The 16,945-nt window shown below is 53.6% G+C and carries 17 protein-coding genes; 2 read left to right on the top strand and 15 right to left on the bottom strand.

Annotation, left to right across the window (positions count from 1 at the left end):
* Nucleotides 1–6: 6 nt before the first annotated feature.
* The 4 genes from fliI to fliF are packed head-to-tail and all read right to left on the bottom strand — an operon-like array spanning nt 7 to nt 4,784.
* Nucleotides 7–1,365, bottom strand: a complete 1,359-nt coding sequence (fliI, locus tag SB13_RS14795; RefSeq protein WP_026741100.1) for a flagellar protein export ATPase FliI — start codon at nt 1,363–1,365, stop codon at nt 7–9.
* A complete protein-coding gene (gene fliH, locus SB13_RS14790) occupies nt 1,365–2,063 on the bottom strand; it encodes a flagellar assembly protein FliH (protein ID WP_026741099.1) in 699 nt (232 codons plus the stop codon). Before fliH ends, fliI begins: the two co-directional genes overlap by 1 nt.
* Entirely contained in the window at nt 2,056–3,048 is a 993-nt protein-coding gene (gene fliG / locus SB13_RS14785; RefSeq protein ID WP_026741098.1) for a flagellar motor switch protein FliG, read from the bottom strand. Before fliG ends, fliH begins: the two co-directional genes overlap by 8 nt.
* On the bottom strand, nt 3,045–4,784 hold the full coding sequence (fliF, locus tag SB13_RS14780) for a flagellar basal-body MS-ring/collar protein FliF (RefSeq protein ID WP_072000263.1): 1,740 nt from the start codon (nt 4,782–4,784) through the stop codon (nt 3,045–3,047). The genes fliG and fliF overlap by 4 nt, the downstream gene beginning before the upstream one ends.
* A 253-nt stretch (nt 4,785–5,037) precedes the next feature.
* Between fliF and fliE the strand changes: the two genes are divergently transcribed.
* Nucleotides 5,038–5,355, top strand: a complete 318-nt coding sequence (gene fliE, locus SB13_RS14775) for a flagellar hook-basal body complex protein FliE (protein WP_026741096.1) — start codon at nt 5,038–5,040, stop codon at nt 5,353–5,355.
* Between the two features lie 396 nt (nt 5,356–5,751).
* Here fliE and fliT read toward each other — a convergent pair whose 3' ends face one another.
* The 3 genes from fliT to fliD form a co-directional block, all read right to left on the bottom strand.
* Complete coding sequence (gene fliT, locus SB13_RS14770) at nt 5,752–6,123, bottom strand: flagellar protein FliT (protein WP_026741095.1); 372 nt, start codon at nt 6,121–6,123, stop codon at nt 5,752–5,754.
* A gap of 119 nt (nt 6,124–6,242) precedes the next feature.
* Complete coding sequence (gene fliS, locus SB13_RS14765) at nt 6,243–6,647, bottom strand: flagellar export chaperone FliS (protein WP_026741094.1); 405 nt, start codon at nt 6,645–6,647, stop codon at nt 6,243–6,245.
* Nucleotides 6,648–6,671: 24 nt separating this feature from the next.
* Entirely contained in the window at nt 6,672–8,066 is a 1,395-nt protein-coding gene (gene fliD, locus SB13_RS14760) for a flagellar filament capping protein FliD (RefSeq protein WP_235202418.1), read from the bottom strand.
* Here fliD and SB13_RS17945 point away from each other — a divergent pair.
* Complete coding sequence (locus SB13_RS17945; RefSeq protein ID WP_162531431.1) at nt 8,056–8,340, top strand: hypothetical protein; 285 nt, start codon at nt 8,056–8,058, stop codon at nt 8,338–8,340. The two genes, fliD and SB13_RS17945, sit on opposite strands and share 11 nt — an antisense overlap.
* A 126-nt stretch (nt 8,341–8,466) precedes the next feature.
* Here SB13_RS17945 and flgL read toward each other — a convergent pair whose 3' ends face one another.
* From flgL to flgE, 8 genes are all read right to left on the bottom strand, one after another.
* Nucleotides 8,467–9,447: a flagellar hook-associated protein FlgL gene (flgL, locus tag SB13_RS14755; protein ID WP_026741092.1), complete on the bottom strand. Its 981-nt coding sequence runs from the start codon at nt 9,445–9,447 to the stop codon at nt 8,467–8,469.
* A 57-nt stretch (nt 9,448–9,504) separates the two neighbouring features.
* Nucleotides 9,505–11,160 carry a flagellar hook-associated protein FlgK gene (gene flgK / locus SB13_RS14750; protein ID WP_026741091.1) on the bottom strand — a complete coding sequence of 552 codons (1,656 nt, stop codon included), beginning with the start codon at nt 11,158–11,160 and terminating at the stop codon, nt 9,505–9,507.
* A gap of 103 nt (nt 11,161–11,263) precedes the next feature.
* Nucleotides 11,264–12,247 (bottom strand): flagellar assembly peptidoglycan hydrolase FlgJ, encoded by a 984-nt coding sequence (flgJ, locus tag SB13_RS14745; protein ID WP_051616338.1) that lies wholly within the window; start codon nt 12,245–12,247, stop codon nt 11,264–11,266.
* The gene (locus SB13_RS14740; protein WP_036150041.1) at nt 12,247–13,356 is read right to left on the bottom strand and encodes a flagellar basal body P-ring protein FlgI; all 1,110 of its coding nucleotides are present in this window, start codon (nt 13,354–13,356) and stop codon (nt 12,247–12,249) included. The genes flgJ and SB13_RS14740 overlap by 1 nt, the downstream gene beginning before the upstream one ends.
* Nucleotides 13,357–13,366: 10 nt before the next feature.
* The gene (locus SB13_RS14735) at nt 13,367–14,032 is read right to left on the bottom strand and encodes a flagellar basal body L-ring protein FlgH (protein WP_026741088.1); all 666 of its coding nucleotides are present in this window, start codon (nt 14,030–14,032) and stop codon (nt 13,367–13,369) included.
* 105 nt (nt 14,033–14,137) lie between these two features.
* Nucleotides 14,138–14,920, bottom strand: coding sequence for a flagellar basal-body rod protein FlgG (gene flgG, locus SB13_RS14730; protein WP_026741087.1), 783 nt, complete (start codon nt 14,918–14,920; stop codon nt 14,138–14,140).
* A gap of 20 nt (nt 14,921–14,940) precedes the next feature.
* A complete protein-coding gene (locus SB13_RS14725) occupies nt 14,941–15,696 on the bottom strand; it encodes a flagellar basal body rod protein FlgF (protein ID WP_026741086.1) in 756 nt (251 codons plus the stop codon).
* 22 nt (nt 15,697–15,718) lie between these two features.
* Nucleotides 15,719–16,924, bottom strand: coding sequence for a flagellar hook protein FlgE (gene flgE / locus SB13_RS14720; RefSeq protein ID WP_026741085.1), 1,206 nt, complete (start codon nt 16,922–16,924; stop codon nt 15,719–15,721).
* Nucleotides 16,925–16,945 lie beyond the last annotated feature (21 nt).

Genomic DNA, 16,945 nt, shown 5'->3' with positions numbered 1-16,945 from the left:
ATGACACTACATGCCGAACAGCGCATTCAGTTGCTGCAATGCCTGCTGTTCGTCGCAACGTTCGAACATCCCCTGCTGTAAAAACGCTTCCATCTGCGGATAGATCTGAATGGCCTGATCCAGCAAGGGGTCGGTTCCCGATGCATAGGCACCCACGCTGATCAAATCTTTGTTCCGCTGATAGACGGATAACAACTGCTTAAACTGCCTTACTTTGGCGTAATGTGATTCGTCGATCAAAGCAGTCATCGCACGGCTAATCGACGCTTCGATATCAATTGCCGGGTAATGACCGGATTCAGCGAGCTGTCGGGACAGCACAATATGCCCATCCAGAATGGCCCTGGCGGAGTCGGCGATCGGGTCTTGCTGATCGTCGCCTTCCGTCAATACGGTGTAAAACGCGGTGATAGAACCGCCGCCATGCATTCCGTTACCCGCACGTTCGACCAGCGCAGGCAGTTTGGCGAACACAGAAGGTGGATAGCCCTTGGTCGCCGGTGGTTCGCCGATGGCTAGTGCGATTTCTCGCTGCGCCATCGCATAACGCGTTAAGGAATCCATGATCAGCAGAACATGGTGTCCCTTATCGCGAAAATCTTCCGCGATGCGGGTAGCGTAAGCGGCCCCTTGCATACGCAACAGCGGGGAAACATCAGCCGGTGCGGCAATCACAACCGCTCTGGCACGGCCTTCGGCACCCAGAATATTCTCGATGAAGTCTTTGACCTCACGGCCACGTTCCCCGATCAGTCCCACAACGATGACATCAGCTTCAGTATAGCGGGCCATCATACCCAGCAGCACACTTTTACCCACGCCGGAACCGGCGAACAGGCCCATACGCTGCCCTCGTCCGACGGTCAGCAAGGCGTTGATCGCCCGGACGCCGACGTCAAGCACATGATCGATAGGCGTTCTCTGCAAGGGGTTAACCGGCGGCGTAATCAATGGCGCCTTGAATCCGGTTTCCGGCGGCGGCAGTCCATCCAGCGGTTTACCCGCGCCATCCAGGATCCTGCCGAGCAGTTCGGGGCCCAGCGGAAGCTTTTTGCCTTCGTGCTTTTCTCCGCCGCGAGCATAGACGCGCGCGCCGGGGATGATGCCCTCAACTTCCTCAAGCGGCATCAGAAACAGTCTTTGCCCGTTAAAACCAACGACTTCACTTTCGACTTCTTCGATCTTGTCGCCGTTAACACGTTCTACATAGCAGGTCGCGCCCAGCGGCAAATGCAGACCCGAGGCTTCAAGCACCAGCCCCGTCGCGCGAGTCAAACGCCCGTAGCGACGAACGGTGGGCGTCGTGGCGATCTTCTTCTCGAACGCATCCAGCGTCGTCAGCCAGCGAGAGAGTCGGTTCGTCATCACACCTCTCCCGGCGCAGCCATATGACACAGCTCGTGCCAACGCGTCGCGATGCTGGCATCCAGGTCGCCGTCTTCAGCGCTGACTTTACAACCGCCCGGATGGAGCTGGTTGTCCGCCAGTAGACGCCAGCCGTGCTGCGCCAATGTCGGACCTAACTGTTTCTCTACCCTTTCCATATCGGACGGATGTACGCGTAAATTAGGCTTACCGCTAAATAAAGGTTCTTGCTGAATCATCTGCTGTATCTGATTGAGCAAGGCCGTGCCGTCGCATACCGGCGCCTGACCCAACACCTGCTTCGCTGCGGTCAGCGCCATCTGCATCAGGCGTGCAGTGATCACGCTGTCCAGCGAATCGAGCGTCTGCTGAAATTCGGTCACCATCTGCTGCATCTGCTCAGTCAGCTTTTCTTGCTGCTGTTTCTCTTCCTGCGCGCCCTGCTGACGACCTTCGGCCAAACCGACTTGGTAACCTTCATCGTAGCCTTTCTGCTGACCGTCTCTGTAGCCAGCATCTTTGGCTTTTAGCTGGATCTCTTCGCGCAGCAGTTCCAGTGACTCCAACGCCTCAACGGGAGAAGTGTCTTCTTCCTCCGAACGGGATGGCGTCTCCTCTTCCTGCTGAGCCGACGGCGGTGGTGCCGCCAGATCGGTCAGTGTCCAGGGGCGCCAAGGTAAGTCATTGGTATTAGACATACGCATCCTCGCCGCCACCGATGATCATCTCGCCGCTGTCCGCCAGACGACGAACGATAAGCAGGATGGCTTTCTGCTCGTTTTCGACCTGAGACATACGTACCGGTCCACGCGTCGCCAGGTCGTCGCGCAGGATTTCTGCGGCACGCTGGGACATGTTGCGCAGGAACTTCTCGCGCAGCGGCTCTTCCGCCCCCTTCAGGGCTATCAGCAGGGACTCGGACTCCACTTCCTGCAACAGACGCTGAATACTGCGATCGTCCACTTCGACCAGGTTTTCGAACAGGAACATTTCGTCGATGATTTTCTGCGCCAGCTCGCCGTCGAACTCGCGTACGGCGTCGATAACCGCTTCTTCCTGCTGCGTTTTCATCAAGTTGATAATTTCAGCCGCAGTACGAATACCCCCCATCTTGCTGCGTTTCAGGTTCTGGCCGTCCAACAGACCGTTCAGAACTTCCGTCAACTCAGCCAACGCCGCCGGCTGTACGCCGCCGAAGGTCGCGATACGCAGCATGACGTCATTACGCAGGCGTTCGTCGAACAGCGCCAGGATATCAGCGGACTGCGCGCGTTTAAGATGGATAAGGATGGTCGCGATGATCTGCGGATGCTCATCTTTGATCAGGTCAGCTGCAGTCTGCGGCTCCATGAAGTTGAGCGTTTCCATCCCGGAAGAGGTTTCTTTGCTTTCCAGAATATCTTCCAGCAAGGTCGACGCCCGCTCTTCGCCCAGCGCTTTAACCAGAACGGAACGCAGGTAATCGCCTGCGTTGACGCTCAGCGCCGCGTACTGCTCTGCGGAAACTTCGAATTCTTTCAGCACTTCCATCAGCTGCTGATTGGACACCTGTTTCATGTTCGCCATGGCGGCACTCAGGTGCTGAACTTCACGCGTGGAAAGATGCGTGAAGACTTCAGCAGCGCGGTCTTCGCCGATGGTCATCAGCAAAATAGCGCTCTTTTCAGTTCCAGTCATACTCATAGTTCAGTACTCATCCATTGGCGAATAACCAGAGCGCAGACGCGAGGATCGTTCTCGGCCATATCGCGAATACGCTGGCTTTGCAGCTCGGTATTGACGCGCTGCTGCGATTTACGCTGCAAGTCTTGCTCTTCTTTGCTGAGCTTGACGATAACGTCGTCATCGCCATCCTGACCGCCAGACACACTTTCCGCCATCGCCTGCTGCTCTTTCTTCTTGAGCTGCAACTGCGGACGTACCATTTTGCGCCACAAGATCCAGGCCACAATCAGGACAAGCAGCCATTTGCCTGCGCTTATCAGCAGATCGAAGAAGGCTTGCTTCTGCCAGAAGGGCAATTCGCTCGCAGCATCGTTCGATTCCGTAAACGGCGCGTTAACCACGTTGATGGTATCGCCGCGGTCGGTTGAGAAGCCCATGGCTTCGCGCGTCAGCGACTCAATCTGTTTGATCTGCTCTTCGTTCAACGCAGCAGACTTGCCTTCAGCGTTAGGCGCGTAGTTAACGACGACCGCAACGGAAAGACGCTGTACGGCACCGGCGCTTTGCTTGGTGTGACGAATGGTGCGGTCAACCTCGTAGTTGATCGTCTGGTCGCGGCGGTTGTTGGAAGACTGTATTCCGCCGTTCGCTCCGCCCTGATTCGCCCCGTTCGCGTTGTTAGCACCGTTCGCATTCGCCTGCTGCTGGCCGTTCGCGTTGTTCTGCGCGCCATTAGCATTATTGCCAGCGTTTGGCGCGACAATCGGCGCCGTCGGCGTCGCAGGAGGCTGATTCGATAAAGCGCCAGGCACGCCGCCGACGTTCTTTCCGCCTAACTGTTCGCTCTGGCTAGACTGCTGAGAACGAACCGCGGCCTGATTCGGAGCCTGGTTCGGCTGGTACTGCTCATCGGTCTGCTCACGATTGGAGAAGTCGATCTGGGCTGTGACCTGCGCGTGAACGTTACCGGTGCCGACAATCGGCGCCAGGATAGCTTCGATGCGACGCTGGAAGCGGTTTTCAACTTCGTTGGCATATTTCAGCTGTGCCGCATTCAGGTCACGGCCTGTACCGTCCGTTTGCGTCAGCAGTCGGCCATTCTGGTCGACGACGGTGACATTGTCCGGCGGCAGGCCAGCGACGCTGCTGGACACCATGTAAACAATGGCGTTGATCTGCCCTTCGTCCAGCGCCCTGCCCGGCTGCAAGTTCAACGTCACCGAGGCTGAAGGGGATTTTTGTTCACGCACGAACAAGGAAGGTTTCGGGATCGCCAAATGAACCCGCGCTTTCTGCACAGGGCCAAGCGTCTCCATCGTTCGGGATAGCTCGCCTTCCAGAGCACGCTGATAGTTAACCTGCTCGCTAAACTGACTGATGCCGAACTTCTCTTGATCGAGCAGCTCAAAACCTACAGAGCCGCCCTTGGGCAGCCCTAACTGTGCCAGTCTTAACCGGGTCTCATAAACATTTTCCGCCGGTATCAGCAAAGCCCCACCGTTATCGCTGAATCGATAAGGGATGTTCATCTGCGTTAGCTGGGTGACGATCTCCCCGCCGTCACGATCGTTTAGATTGCTGTAAAGCACTCTATAATCGGGACTTTTTGCCCATAAGACTAACGCTGTAACCACAGCCACAGCAAAGGCTGCGGCGACTAATAAGGGTACTTTCGGATTAGCACGCAGCCGGTTAAGCACAGCAGTAAATCCGTTGATACTCATTGCGGGCGAACTGCTTTTAGCGGAGCTCATGCACTATTCCTGCCAATTAACATTTTGATAGTTATTAATAAAAACAAAATATACTCCCTGAATAAGCAACGGTTGTTCTAAACATCAACACCCGCCTTTGAGATTTGGGCGATATATTATTTATCCCATGAGGCCAATTCTATAGGTGAATTAGCCAAGGTTTTTATGCCTATTTAGAAGCTTAGGGTTGCTGGTATTCTGCTAAAGTTATCGCCTGTAAATAATTGGTCACAGAGAAAACCCGAGGGTTTAAATGTCTATACAGGGAATTGAATCTGTCGTTCAGCAGTTACAAAGCGTAGCACTGCAGTCAACTGGCAGCGCATCTAACGCCATTGCGGAACAGCAAAGCGGCTTTGCGGACGAGATGAAATCCGCGCTGGGAAAAATCAGCGAGCAGCAAACCACAGCACGTGCGCAGGCGCAGAAATTCGAGCTGGGTGAGGAAGGCGTCGCGTTGAATGACGTGATGGTCGACCTGCAAAAAGCATCCATTTCGATGCAAATGGGTATTCAGGTGAGAAATAAACTGGTGTCTGCTTACCAGGAAATCATGAATATGTCGGTATAAGTAAAGACGACTATTTTTATTTACCTCGCCTATTAACCATCGAATTATAAGCCTCCTTCGGGCTATTCGCTTTCGCATAGCCTGGTCCTACCCTTCCCCGAATGGCCTCTCAGCCTTTTTTTATGCCCCCGATTGCTATTGCGCACCCTCGATTTTATTTCCGTTGACTGATCCGCACGCAAAAAACACGCCTAAGATGCGCTTTTAAACTTATCCAATCGTAATTTCCAGGGGAGGCTTGGATGGCGGAAGGCATAAACTCAGGGAGATAATCGGATTTAACATCTGCAGGCAGGAGAGCCAGCGTGTTCGGGGACAAAGTGTCATCGTGAAATTGCTGAGGGAGCCCGTCGGCACGTTGACCGACGAGACGTACAGGAATTGAGCTCGATTGGCTTATTCTTTGCCGCCGCCTGGCAACATCGAATCATGATCGGCGAATTTGTGGTACGCCTCATTCACCGACTGCTGCCTGACGGATTGACCTATAAGCCCCTTCAACTCTTTCATACGCGATTCCAGCAATTGAGTTATCGCGGCTTCGTTGCTCAATATTGTGTCGAGGCAATGCTTTATTTGGCGTTGTTCCGCGTTAGACACTTTATTGTTGTGTTTAATCAGGTCAGGAAGAAGCCCCACCGCTTCAAGATAACGCTGTTCAACTTCGATCAATTCCGCCCATTCTGCTTTTTTTGCAAGTGCCAGCATACGATCGCTTAGTTCAAGGATTTGCTGATAACAGACAAGAACTGATTTGCTGACTTCCATTATGGTTTCCTGACCTACACTGTGAGTTATGTTTAACGCAAAACGGCAAAAAACTGAAACTGTGCCGTACACAAAGCTATTCCGATGATATTTCCGGCACAGACAGAACCAATCACTAATCAATCAGCAGCGTTATTCTTTTCAGGACTTATTTCTTTCCAGGAGTCAGCAATGCCTCGCAAAAGTTCCGTGATATTTTCTAATAGCGCACGATCGTTGTGCAGATTGGCCTGAAGCAACTGTCTAATCATATAGTCATACAGCTGCGCCAGATTCGTGCTGATCTCACCACCTTTCTCCATATCAAGAGAAGCCAGTAATCCACTGTCAATGATTCTGATGGCCTTGGTAATCGCGTTACCCTTTTCCACCGTGTCCCCTTGTTCCATGAAGATATCTGCACGAACAAGGGCACTGATGGCGCCATCAAACAACATGGTGATCAGTTTATGCGGGCTGGCGCTCATCACGCCGCTTTCCAAACCGACCTGCGCATAAGCCTGTGAACCATACATCATGGCCATAAAAAACTTTCCTTACACTACGCGTTAACTGCTGGAGCTGCTGCTAAGCTGTTCGAACGCCGACGTCAGGTAGTCACCTGTGCTGTTCAATTGCTGTACCAATACGTCCAGTTTGGTGAACTGAGTCCTGTAGCGGCTCATGGTGTTTTCAATGCTGCTCTGAACATCAGTATACTGAGACTTAAGCTTGTCGATGATAGACGTAATACCTGACTCAGCGTTATCGATCAAACCTTTACTTTTCGTATAGGTCGATACGGTAGATACCAGCTGCGTTGCAAGCCCCGTCGTTTTACCATCGCCCATGAAAAACTCACCAACTTCAGTACCGTTATCCGTCAGCGCATTGACCAGCGTGGTGTTGTCGACGCTTAACGTTCCTCGCACAACCGTTCCGGTCGTGGAGTCCGTGGTGGTACCCAGCGAGACACCCATCTCAGAAAGCACCTTGAAAGTATCGCTGCTTTGCGCTGAGCTGATAATCGTTTTCAGCTGGTTTTTGATACTGCTAAGCGTAGAGTCCCCAACCAGAGCACCGTTGCTCGTGGACTGAGATTCGCCTGCACTCACGCTGCTGTAGGCGCTCAACGAGGCGAACGAAGTCAACAACGTGTTATAAGCGCTCACCCAATCGGTGATCGCACTGGCAGCATCCGTAACACTCTTGCTAACGACCAGGTTTTCCGACGAGCTGGAAACTGAACTCAACGTCAGCGTCACGCCTTCCGTCGGAACATCGGTCACTGTATTGCTGCTTCGCTCGATGGCGATGCCGTTAACCGTCAGCTCAGCGTTTTGCGCCGCAACCTGCTGGGTCATCCCGTTAGACGACGAAGTGCTGTCATATCCCAGGATACTGTTCAACGTACTATCGTTTGAGCTCACGCTCATCGTCGACGATTCACCGGTAGTATCTGAGGTCAACGTCAGCTGATAGCTGCTATCGCCAGACTGTACGATACTGGCAGTCACTCCTGCTTTCGCAGAGTTGATGGCGCTAGCGATACCTGAAAGCGTAGTTTGATCGTTAGTCAGCGCGATATTGACCGCACTACCGCTACCAACCTGCAGGGTAAGATTACGCGTCGTCAGGCTACTATCGCCCAGCTGTGTGGTTTTACTATCCTGCGCGGCAGTCGCCAACGTCTGAGCCGTTGCCAGCTGTGTGACTTTGACCGCGTACGTTCCCGAGGTTGCGCTGGAAGTGGCCGTACTCGTGAACGCCGTATTCGTCGACGTTTTCTTGGTCGCATAAAGCGAACTGTCGCTCAGCTTCTCCGTCGCGGTAGAGAAGGTTTCCAGCGAGCTTTGCAGCGTTCCATAAGCGGTGAGCTTGGACTCATAGCTGGTTTGTTTAGTGGTGATCGCGGTAAGTTTCTGGTTCTCGACTTCTTCCAAAGAGTCCAAAATGCCAGACAAGTCCAAGCCAGATCCGACGCCCAATGATGTAACCAATCCCGTGCTGGAACTCGTTGTGCTTGATGACGTACTGCTGGTCGTGCTTGATGTCGTAGCCATATCCTCTTACCCCTTAATAAATGTGTTCATCCATCTGCATAGATTATCGGCAGTACTTTTTAAAAGTTTATGCGACTGTCAACATTTAGAAGTTAAAAAGTACAAGGTCGCTGACGCCAGCATGGGTTGGCGGCACACGTTACCCAAGAACGGAATCGGTGCCTACCCTGTCTGACATGATTAGGACCGAACAAAGCCCTAATCGTAAAATAAAAAAACGGCCGTATCGCCTGCTATTAACAGGACGATACCGCCTAAACAAATACGCCCGGTTTAAGCGTATTCCAAAATTCGAAGCTAATTAACTATTCATCTCAAACAGCGACATGCCTTTCATGGAAGAGAATGTGCTCTGCGCTGCCTGCAGCGCCACCTGTTGCATGGTGACGTTAGAAATCATTTCATACATATCGTCGACGTCAGACCCTTGCAAACTGGTCATCCGGTCTGAATAAATCAGATCGCGGCTGTCGCCGATACTGTCTAATGTGGTCAATTCATTAAGCTTACTACCCACGGAGGCTTGCACCGTTAACACATTATCCAGCGAGTTAGACATTCCGCGGTTAGCTTTATCGAACATCGCCTGGTAGGACTCGCTGCTCGTAGTGTCGTCACCGGTGTCATCCAGCGGAATATCGAGCGCCGTCAACGCATAGTCGATGCTGTTGAACATGTTAGTTTCACTGGCAGTGCCGTCCGGCTCGGTTTTGTAACCCGCCGCCAGGCTCATAAAGACGGTTGTCCCCGTATCGCCCGTGGTCATGGTTCGGCTGGAGTCCACTTTCTGACTCACGGAGGTATCGCTGCCGACATAGCTAACGTTACCTTCGCTGTCTTCAACAAAAGGGGCGGTATCGGTCTTGTAACCCGCGAAGATGTAATTACCGTTGCTGTCAGTGGTGTTGGCCAGCGTCAGCAACTGATCTTTGTACCCTTGCAGTTCAGTCTTCATCGACTGGCGATCCGAGTCGCTGTAAGTGGTGCTCGCCGCTTTAACCAGCAGGGTCTGGACGTTTTGAATCACGTCAGTGACCTGGTCCAGTACGGTGGTTTCCAAAGACAGGTTGGTGGTCGCCGTGTCACGCGCCGTAGCAAACTGCTCGTTGGTTGACTGTGATTGCGCCAGCACCACGGCTTGTGACGAAGCAATCGGATCGTCCGATGGTTTGTTGACCAGCTTCCCATTAGACAAATCCAACGCCGCGCTCTGATATTTCGAGTAGGCGTTCGTAATGCTCTGCATGTTCTGCTGATAAATCATCGATGAGCTAAGACGCATAACACAGTCCTTAAATTGAATTTATACATTATTTTCAATAAATTAGTGAAGCACTCGTTAGCCTGAAATTGCAGCCAGCAAGGAGTCAAAAATCGATCCGGCGGTCGACAGAATTTTGGCGTTCGCCGTGTAGTATTCCTGATAGCGCTGCAGGTCGACATATTCTTCATCCAGGTTGACCCCGGAGATCGACTGCTGCTTCTCAGTCAACTGATCCACGATGCTGGATTGCGTCGTGGCGGTAGTTTCAGCGCTTTGCGTTTTAACCCCGATTTCGCTGACCAGTGATGCATAGGCTTCGCTAAAAGTGGAATTACCATTGACCTGATTGCTGCTTTGCAACGCCAGCAATGCCGCGGCGTTTCGGTTATCGCTTTCGCCGCTGCTATCGTCATTGAGCGCGGCGGCGATCTTCGCCGTGTCAGTAATCGCCACCGACATATTCGAGATCACTTCGCTAGTGGTGTTCAGCGTAAACTTGTCACCGGAGGTCGCTGTACCGCTGACGGCCACCTGGACGCCATCAAAGCTCAGCGTGGGATTTCCGCTGTCATCCGTACCGCTGGTATAGTCAACACTTGCACCGTCTGAGTTACGCGTAACCGCCCAGGCGCCATTGGTATACTTCAACGTATAATCACTGGCTTTTACTGCTGTCGTATCCGAATAAGTCGCCGTTAAGGCAGCGCTGCCGGTGTTGTTGGTATTGCTGACGACACTGGGCTGCGTAAAGCTGAAAAAGTCCGTTCCAACATCCCCATTCAGGTCAACGCCTTCCTTGTGCTGGGTGTTGAAGCTGTTAGCCAGCGTCAAAGCCATGAGTCCCAGCTGGTTGCGTGCGCTGTCCAGCGTTTCGGTACGGAACGTGAGCAGCCCGCTAACGCTGCCGCTTTCCAGCGAGTCAGCGCTCAGCTGAATCGGGTCGCTAATACCATTGTCATACGCCACCTCAACTCTGGACGGATCGTCAGGAGACGTGACGGTCACCAGGTCGTAAGACTTATCGCCCTGTACCAACGTCATGCCGTTAGACAAGCTGACGCTCACCATGCTGTCCTGCGTTGTCGTCGTGACGCCAACAAACTGGCTCATCTCAGTGATCAACTGGTCACGCTGGTCCAGCAGGGCGTTGGCGGAACTAGAACCGCTGCCGAGCTGAACGATTTTTTCGTTCAGATCCGCGATCTGCTTGGAATAGGTATTGATCTGCGACACGCTGGTTTTCAATTCAGAGTTGATCGACGAATCCATATCTTGCAGATATTTATCCGTGCTCTTGAACTGAGTCACCATGCTTTGCGCGCTACTGATAACCGTCTGACGCGCAGAAGAGTCACTCGCATTGGTACTGAGCGACTGCAATGAAGAGAAGAACGAAGACATCAGCGTAGACAGGCTGTTGTCACTGTCGGACAGCAAGTTGTCAATCTGTGAAACCTGATCAGAGTAAGCAGAGGTGCTAGCGTAGTTGCTGGATGCAGCGCGCAACTGACTAGTGACCAAAGAGTCATAGGCCCGATCGACGGAAACAATACTCACGCCATTGCCGACCGTGCCATAAGGTTTTTGCGTACCGGCGTTCTGAGCCAGGGAAACGCTCTGTTTGCTGTAACCATCAGTGTATACGTTGCTGATGTTATTGGACGAAGTGCTAAGAGCCACATTCGCAGCTTTCAGGCCTGACGACGCAATGTTTATCAATGAACTGGCCATGAAATTTCCTTTATATTACAAATTCTAACCGGCAATGGTGTCTGATAAAGTTATCGGCTGGGGCCACATAAACTTGAGCAAGAAATCAAAAAATAAAAGCGGTTTAAAATAAGTTACTTATATCGTGTGTATACGCCTTCACCGCTTTCTCGGTGGTGTTCTTTATCTGCCCGATAATTTGCACCAGCTTGTCTCCGTAACGCGGATCGGTCGCGTAACCGGCCCTCTGCAGTTCATAGGCCGCCGCTTCTGCGCTATTCGCATTTACGACACCCTTATAACGCGCGTTGTCGGTCAGCAGGGAAATGTAGTCGTTGATCGAATCCAAATAGGTATCGTAGACGCGGAACTTCTCTTTGACCTTGTAAGCCCGACCGTTTTCGAACTCGGTCGTAACGATTTCCGTGACTTTCCCGTCCCAGTTGCTGCCCGCTTTTACGCCGAACAGGTTATGGCTGGGTTTGCCATCGCTGGTTGTGATTTCGCGTTTACCCCAGCCCGACTCCAGCGCAGCCTGCGCCATAATCAGATGATGTGGGATACCGGTTTTCAGACTGGCGATCATGGAAGGCATCGACAGGCGGTTAGTGAAGTCTTCAGACGACGGCGGCAATTCCGGCTGCGACTTCGTTGCGCTCTCACCCTGATGATCTGGATTGTTACGCTTCAAAAACTCGCCCATCAGCGCAGGGGTGAAAGCGGACGACGTTAAAAAGTCGTCCTTGCTGACCGGCATCGGCGTCGTTCCCACCGCGTTGCCAGGCAGTTCATTCACATTGCGGCTAAGCTGCTTCACCATCATGTCGGCCAGCCCCAGACCTTTCGCAGACAGGTCTTGGGCAACCTGCTGGTCATACATGCTGGTATAAAGCCGCGTCTGATCGCTGCTGAGCAAGCCGTCTTTCGGCAGCGCCGAACGCATGCTCTTCAACATCATGTTGACGAACAAACCTTCGACCTGCTTCGCCACTTTTTTCAGCGCTGACGGATCGTTTTTGACCGCATCGTTGCGTAGCTTGTTCAGCGACCTGACGTCATAGGCCGCGGAAGCCTGATCGATCGAACTGGTGTTATCGAGCTTCATCATTAGATGATTTCCACTTCCGCCTTGACGCAGCCCGCGCTGTGCATCGCCTGGATGATGGACATCAGATCCATCGGCGTCGCGCCCAGCGAGTTAAGCGCACGAACCACGCTGTTCAAATTGGTGCCCGCATTGACGCGCTGAAGCGCCCCGCCTTCCTGACGCATATCGATCTGCGTCTGCTGGGTGACGACAGTTTGCCCACCGGCCAACGGCGTGTTCGGCTGATTCACATTCTGCTGATTGTTGACCGTAACGGACAGATTGCCCTGCGCGATGGCGCAAGAGTCCAACGTCACGTTGCGGTTCATCACCACCGAGCCGGTACGAGAATTGATGATGATCTTCGCGTCCATTTCGCCAGTGTTGATATTAATGTCCTGAATCTGGGCCAGAAAACGCACCTGAGACGTGCTGCCGGACGGTAAAGTGACTTCCACGGTACGACCATCAAGCGGTCTGGCGACGCCGGAGCTATTGAACTGATTAATCGAGTCGCTGATGCGCTGCGCCAGGCTGAAGTTTTCCTGCTTCAGCTGCAGCGTAAGATTGTTGGAAGCGCCGAACGTGGTAGGCAGCTCGCGCTCAATGGTCGCGCCGCCGTTGATTCTGCCGCCGGACAGTTGGTTCACCTTAACCTGACTCCCGCCGGAAGAGGCGCCCGCGCCGCCGACCAACATGTTGCCCTGCGCCAGGGCGTAGACCTGATTGTCGACCCCTTTCAACGGCGTCATCAACAGCGTACCGCCGCGGAGGCTTTTCGCTGAACCCAGCGACGACACGACGACGTCAATTTTCTGCCCTGCGCGGGCAAATGCCGGATAGTTCGCGGTCACCATGACCGCTGCCACGTTCTTCAACTGCATGTTGGTGCCGCTAGGCACGGTAATGCCGAGTTGTGACAACATGTTGGTCAAACTCTGCGTCGTAAACGGCGTCTGAGTGGTTTGGTCGCCCGTACCGTCGAGACCGACAACCAGGCCGTATCCAATCAGCGGGTTATCACGTACGCCTTGAATATCAACCAAATCACGTAAACGCTCGGCGTGTGCTGATGACAAGAGCGTCAGTGATAATGTGATAAATGAAAAAATAAGGTGACGAACCCGCATGATTAACCTCTTAAAATGGTGAAACGTTCAGGAAGAAGCGCTGTAGCCACCCCATTTCCTGGGCTTCATTAATATAGCCTTTGCCGACGTACTCAATCCGGGCATCAGCAACCTGTGTGGATACCACGGAGTTGGATCCTGTGATCGTTCTTGGATTCACAATGCCGGAGAAGCGGATATATTCTGCGCCTTGGTTGATGGCGATTTGTTTCTCGCCCACAACCTTCAGGTTGCCGTTACTTAACACGTCTTTCACCGTCACCGTTATCGTACCGGTAAAGGTGTTTTTCGCGGTCGCTCCACCGGAGCCGTCGAAGTCGTTCTTACCTTCTACGTCGAAGTCGGCGCGCTGGTTACCGAACAGGCCTTGCAACAGACGAGGCGCCGTAGTGACACCCAGCGATCCAGAGCCATCACGGGATGAGTTCGCACTCGAACTTTTGCTGGCGCTGACATTTTCCTGCAGGGTAATCGTCAGGATATCGCCGACGTTACGGGGACGACGGTCCTCGAACAAAGGCTGGTAGCCGTAGTTCATCGGCTGAACCATCTGAAAGATCGATCCGTTGGTGGCAACCAGGTTAGGCGGCGCAGGCTGCGCCGTCGTTTCGCCTTCGACCAGCTCTTTGTGCGGGAAATAGGCGCATCCGGCTAATGAAGCGCATACCGACAGCATAAGCGCCGGTGCGACGACATTTTTCCACCCGGCACGGCATAGGCGAACACCGCGCATGCGCGGTGCGTTCACTTCTTTTTTCATTAACACCATAAATGTGCTTTCTTAAATTTGCGTAAGCCGCTGCAGCATGGCATCGGAGGTCGACACCGCCTTACTGTTTATTTCATAGGCACGCTGTACTTGGATCATATCGACCAGCTCTTCCGCCACGTTGACGTTAGAGGTTTCGACATAACCCTGATAAAGCACACCGGCGCCGTTCTGACCCGGAGTCGACTCTGTCGGCGCGCCGGAACTCTGCGTTTCCTGATACAGGTTCTCACCCAGGCTCTGCAAACCGGTCGGGTTGATGAATGTGCTGAGCGTCAGCTGGCCGATCTGCGTGGCAGCCGCCTGACCCTGTTCAGTCACGCTCACCACACCGTCACGTGCTACCGTCATGGATACCGCGGTGTCTGGCACCGTGATCGCCGGCTGAACCTGGTAGCCGCTGGATGTCACCAGCTGACCATTCGCATCCAGCTGGAAAGAGCCATCGCGGGTATACGCGGTGGTGCCGTCCGGCAGCAGTACCTGGAAGAAGCCCTGACCATTGATGGCGATGTCTTTGGTGTTTTCCGTCTGTTCCAGGTTACCCTGGCTGTGCAAACGTTCTGTCGAAACCGGACGAACCCCTGTACCCAGCTGCAAACCAGATGGCAAGTTGGTTTGTTCCGAAGACTGAGCACCCGGCTGACGAACCGTTTGATACAGCAGATCTTCGAAAACCGCGCGCTGACGCTTAAAGCCGTTGGTGCTGACGTTAGCGAGGTTGTTCGAGATGACATCCATGTTGGTTTGCTGAGCATCAAGCCCGGTTTTTGCAATCCACAGTGAACGAATCATAGTGTTACCCTTAAAATTGATTAACTAACAGACAGCAGCTTGTTGGCGCTCTCGGCGTTTTGATCGACGTTTGTGATCACTTTCATCTGCATTTCAAAGCGCCGGGCGCTGTTGATCATGTCAACGAGCGTTTCGGTCGAGTTCACATTGCTGCCTTCCAGGACACCTGGCATCACTTTCACTGTGTCATCCGCCGGCAAGGCATTGCCGACTTGCTGCTGAGCCTGCGGAGAGATGTGAAACAGGCCGTCATCACCACGAACCAACTGGTTCGGTTCTGACTTGACCAATTTCAGCGCGCCCGCCGCACCAACCGTGTTTGGCGCATCACCGTCGCCTAAAGCGGAAATCGTCCCGTCTGCGGCGATGGTGACCGTGGACTGCACCGGCACCGTCAGCGGACCATCGTCGCCGACGACCGGATAGCCCTGAATGGTGAGCTGACCGGTTTCATCAACCTGAATAGCACCGTTGCGGGTGTAGGCTTCTTCGCCGTTAGGCAGCTGTACGGCCAACCAACCGTCGTCCTGCACAGCCACGTCCAGAGGACGAGACGTATAGTTCAGCGGCCCCTGTGACATATCTGCACCCGGAGTCGACGCCACGACCAGCGTACGGGTTGGGAGCGTAGGCCCCTCGACCGGCACCGCGCGCATGGCGTTCAACTGCGCCCGGAAACCGGGCGTGGACACATTGGCCAGGTTGTTGGCGATGACCGACTGCTGTTCCATCGTCTGGCTAGCGGCGCCCATCGCTGTATATATGGCGTGATCCATATCGTTACCTTGTGTGGCTTAATTAACGCAGGTTGACCAGGGTGTTCAGGATGGAATCCTGTGTCTTGATGGTCTGGGCGTTGGACTGATAGTTACGCTGAGCAACGATCATGTTGACCAATTCAGAGCCGACATCGACGTTGGATGATTCAAGCGCGCCGCTGGTCAGAGACCCCAACAGGCCCGTGCCTGCTGTGCCCAAAGAGGCTTCGCCGGAAGAGGACGTTGCGCTCCAGACGTTATCCCCTTCTGATTTCAGGCCCTGGTTGTTAGAGAATGTCGCCAGAACAATCTGTCCCAACAGCTGAGTCTGTCCATTGGAGTAGGTGCCGCTGATGGTGCCGTCATCGTTGATGGCGTATTCGACCAAGTTACCGGTGGTGTAGCCGTTCTGCGTTTTGCTCAGCTCGGAGCTGGACGCGTTCTGCTGCGTTGAGCCGGCAAAGTCGATGGNGAATGTGTTAGCGGCGGAGCCGTTCAGCGAGTTGGTCGTAACGTTGAAGGACGTCGTTCCGGTCAACTGACCGCTGGTGCTGAAGTTCAGCGTTCCCAGATCCTGAGCGGTCGCGGTGCTATCGCTGCTATCCAACGCGTGCACTTCCCAGGTATTGTCAGCCGTTTTAGAGAAGTAGAGGTTCATGACGTGGGTGTTACCCAGGCTGTCATAAGTGGTCATCGACTTGGTCCAGGAGTAAGTGCTGGAATCGGTCGCGTCAAAGGTAGTACCGGCAGCCAACGCATCGGTAGTGGAGTTCAGGTTGGCGACGTAGGTAGAAGTTGACGTTTGCTGAGCGGCGATGGAACCCGCAGAGATATTGATCGTAGTCGGTTCAGCGCCCGCAGCGATGGTCGGCGGCGTACCGGTAGCGGCATAACCCGTCACGTAGTAACCAGTTTTGGTGGTCAGGTTACGATCCGCATCCAGCTGGAATTCGCCGTTACGGGTGTAGTAAACCGAACCCGCGTCATCCGCCACGCGGTAGAAGCCATTACCGGAAATAGCAACGTCGGTGCCGACGTCGGTGTTTTCGATCGTCCCGTCGTTAAAGTTCTGCGTCACCGCGGCGACCTTGACACCCAGACCGACGGCCGAATCGGCGAAGATATCCGCGAAGGAGACCGTTGCGCCTTTAAAGCCTGTCGTTTCCGAGTTGGCGATGTTGTTACCGATGACATCCAGATTGCTGGAAGCTGCGTTTAATCCGCTGACCGCTTGTGAAAAACCCATTTGGTGATGCTCCTAAAAATA

Source organism: Lonsdalea quercina subsp. quercina (assembly GCF_000688695.1).
In the GTDB taxonomy this organism is placed as follows: domain Bacteria; phylum Pseudomonadota; class Gammaproteobacteria; order Enterobacterales; family Enterobacteriaceae; genus Lonsdalea; species Lonsdalea quercina_D.
This window is presented reverse-complemented; position numbering and strand designations above follow the sequence as displayed.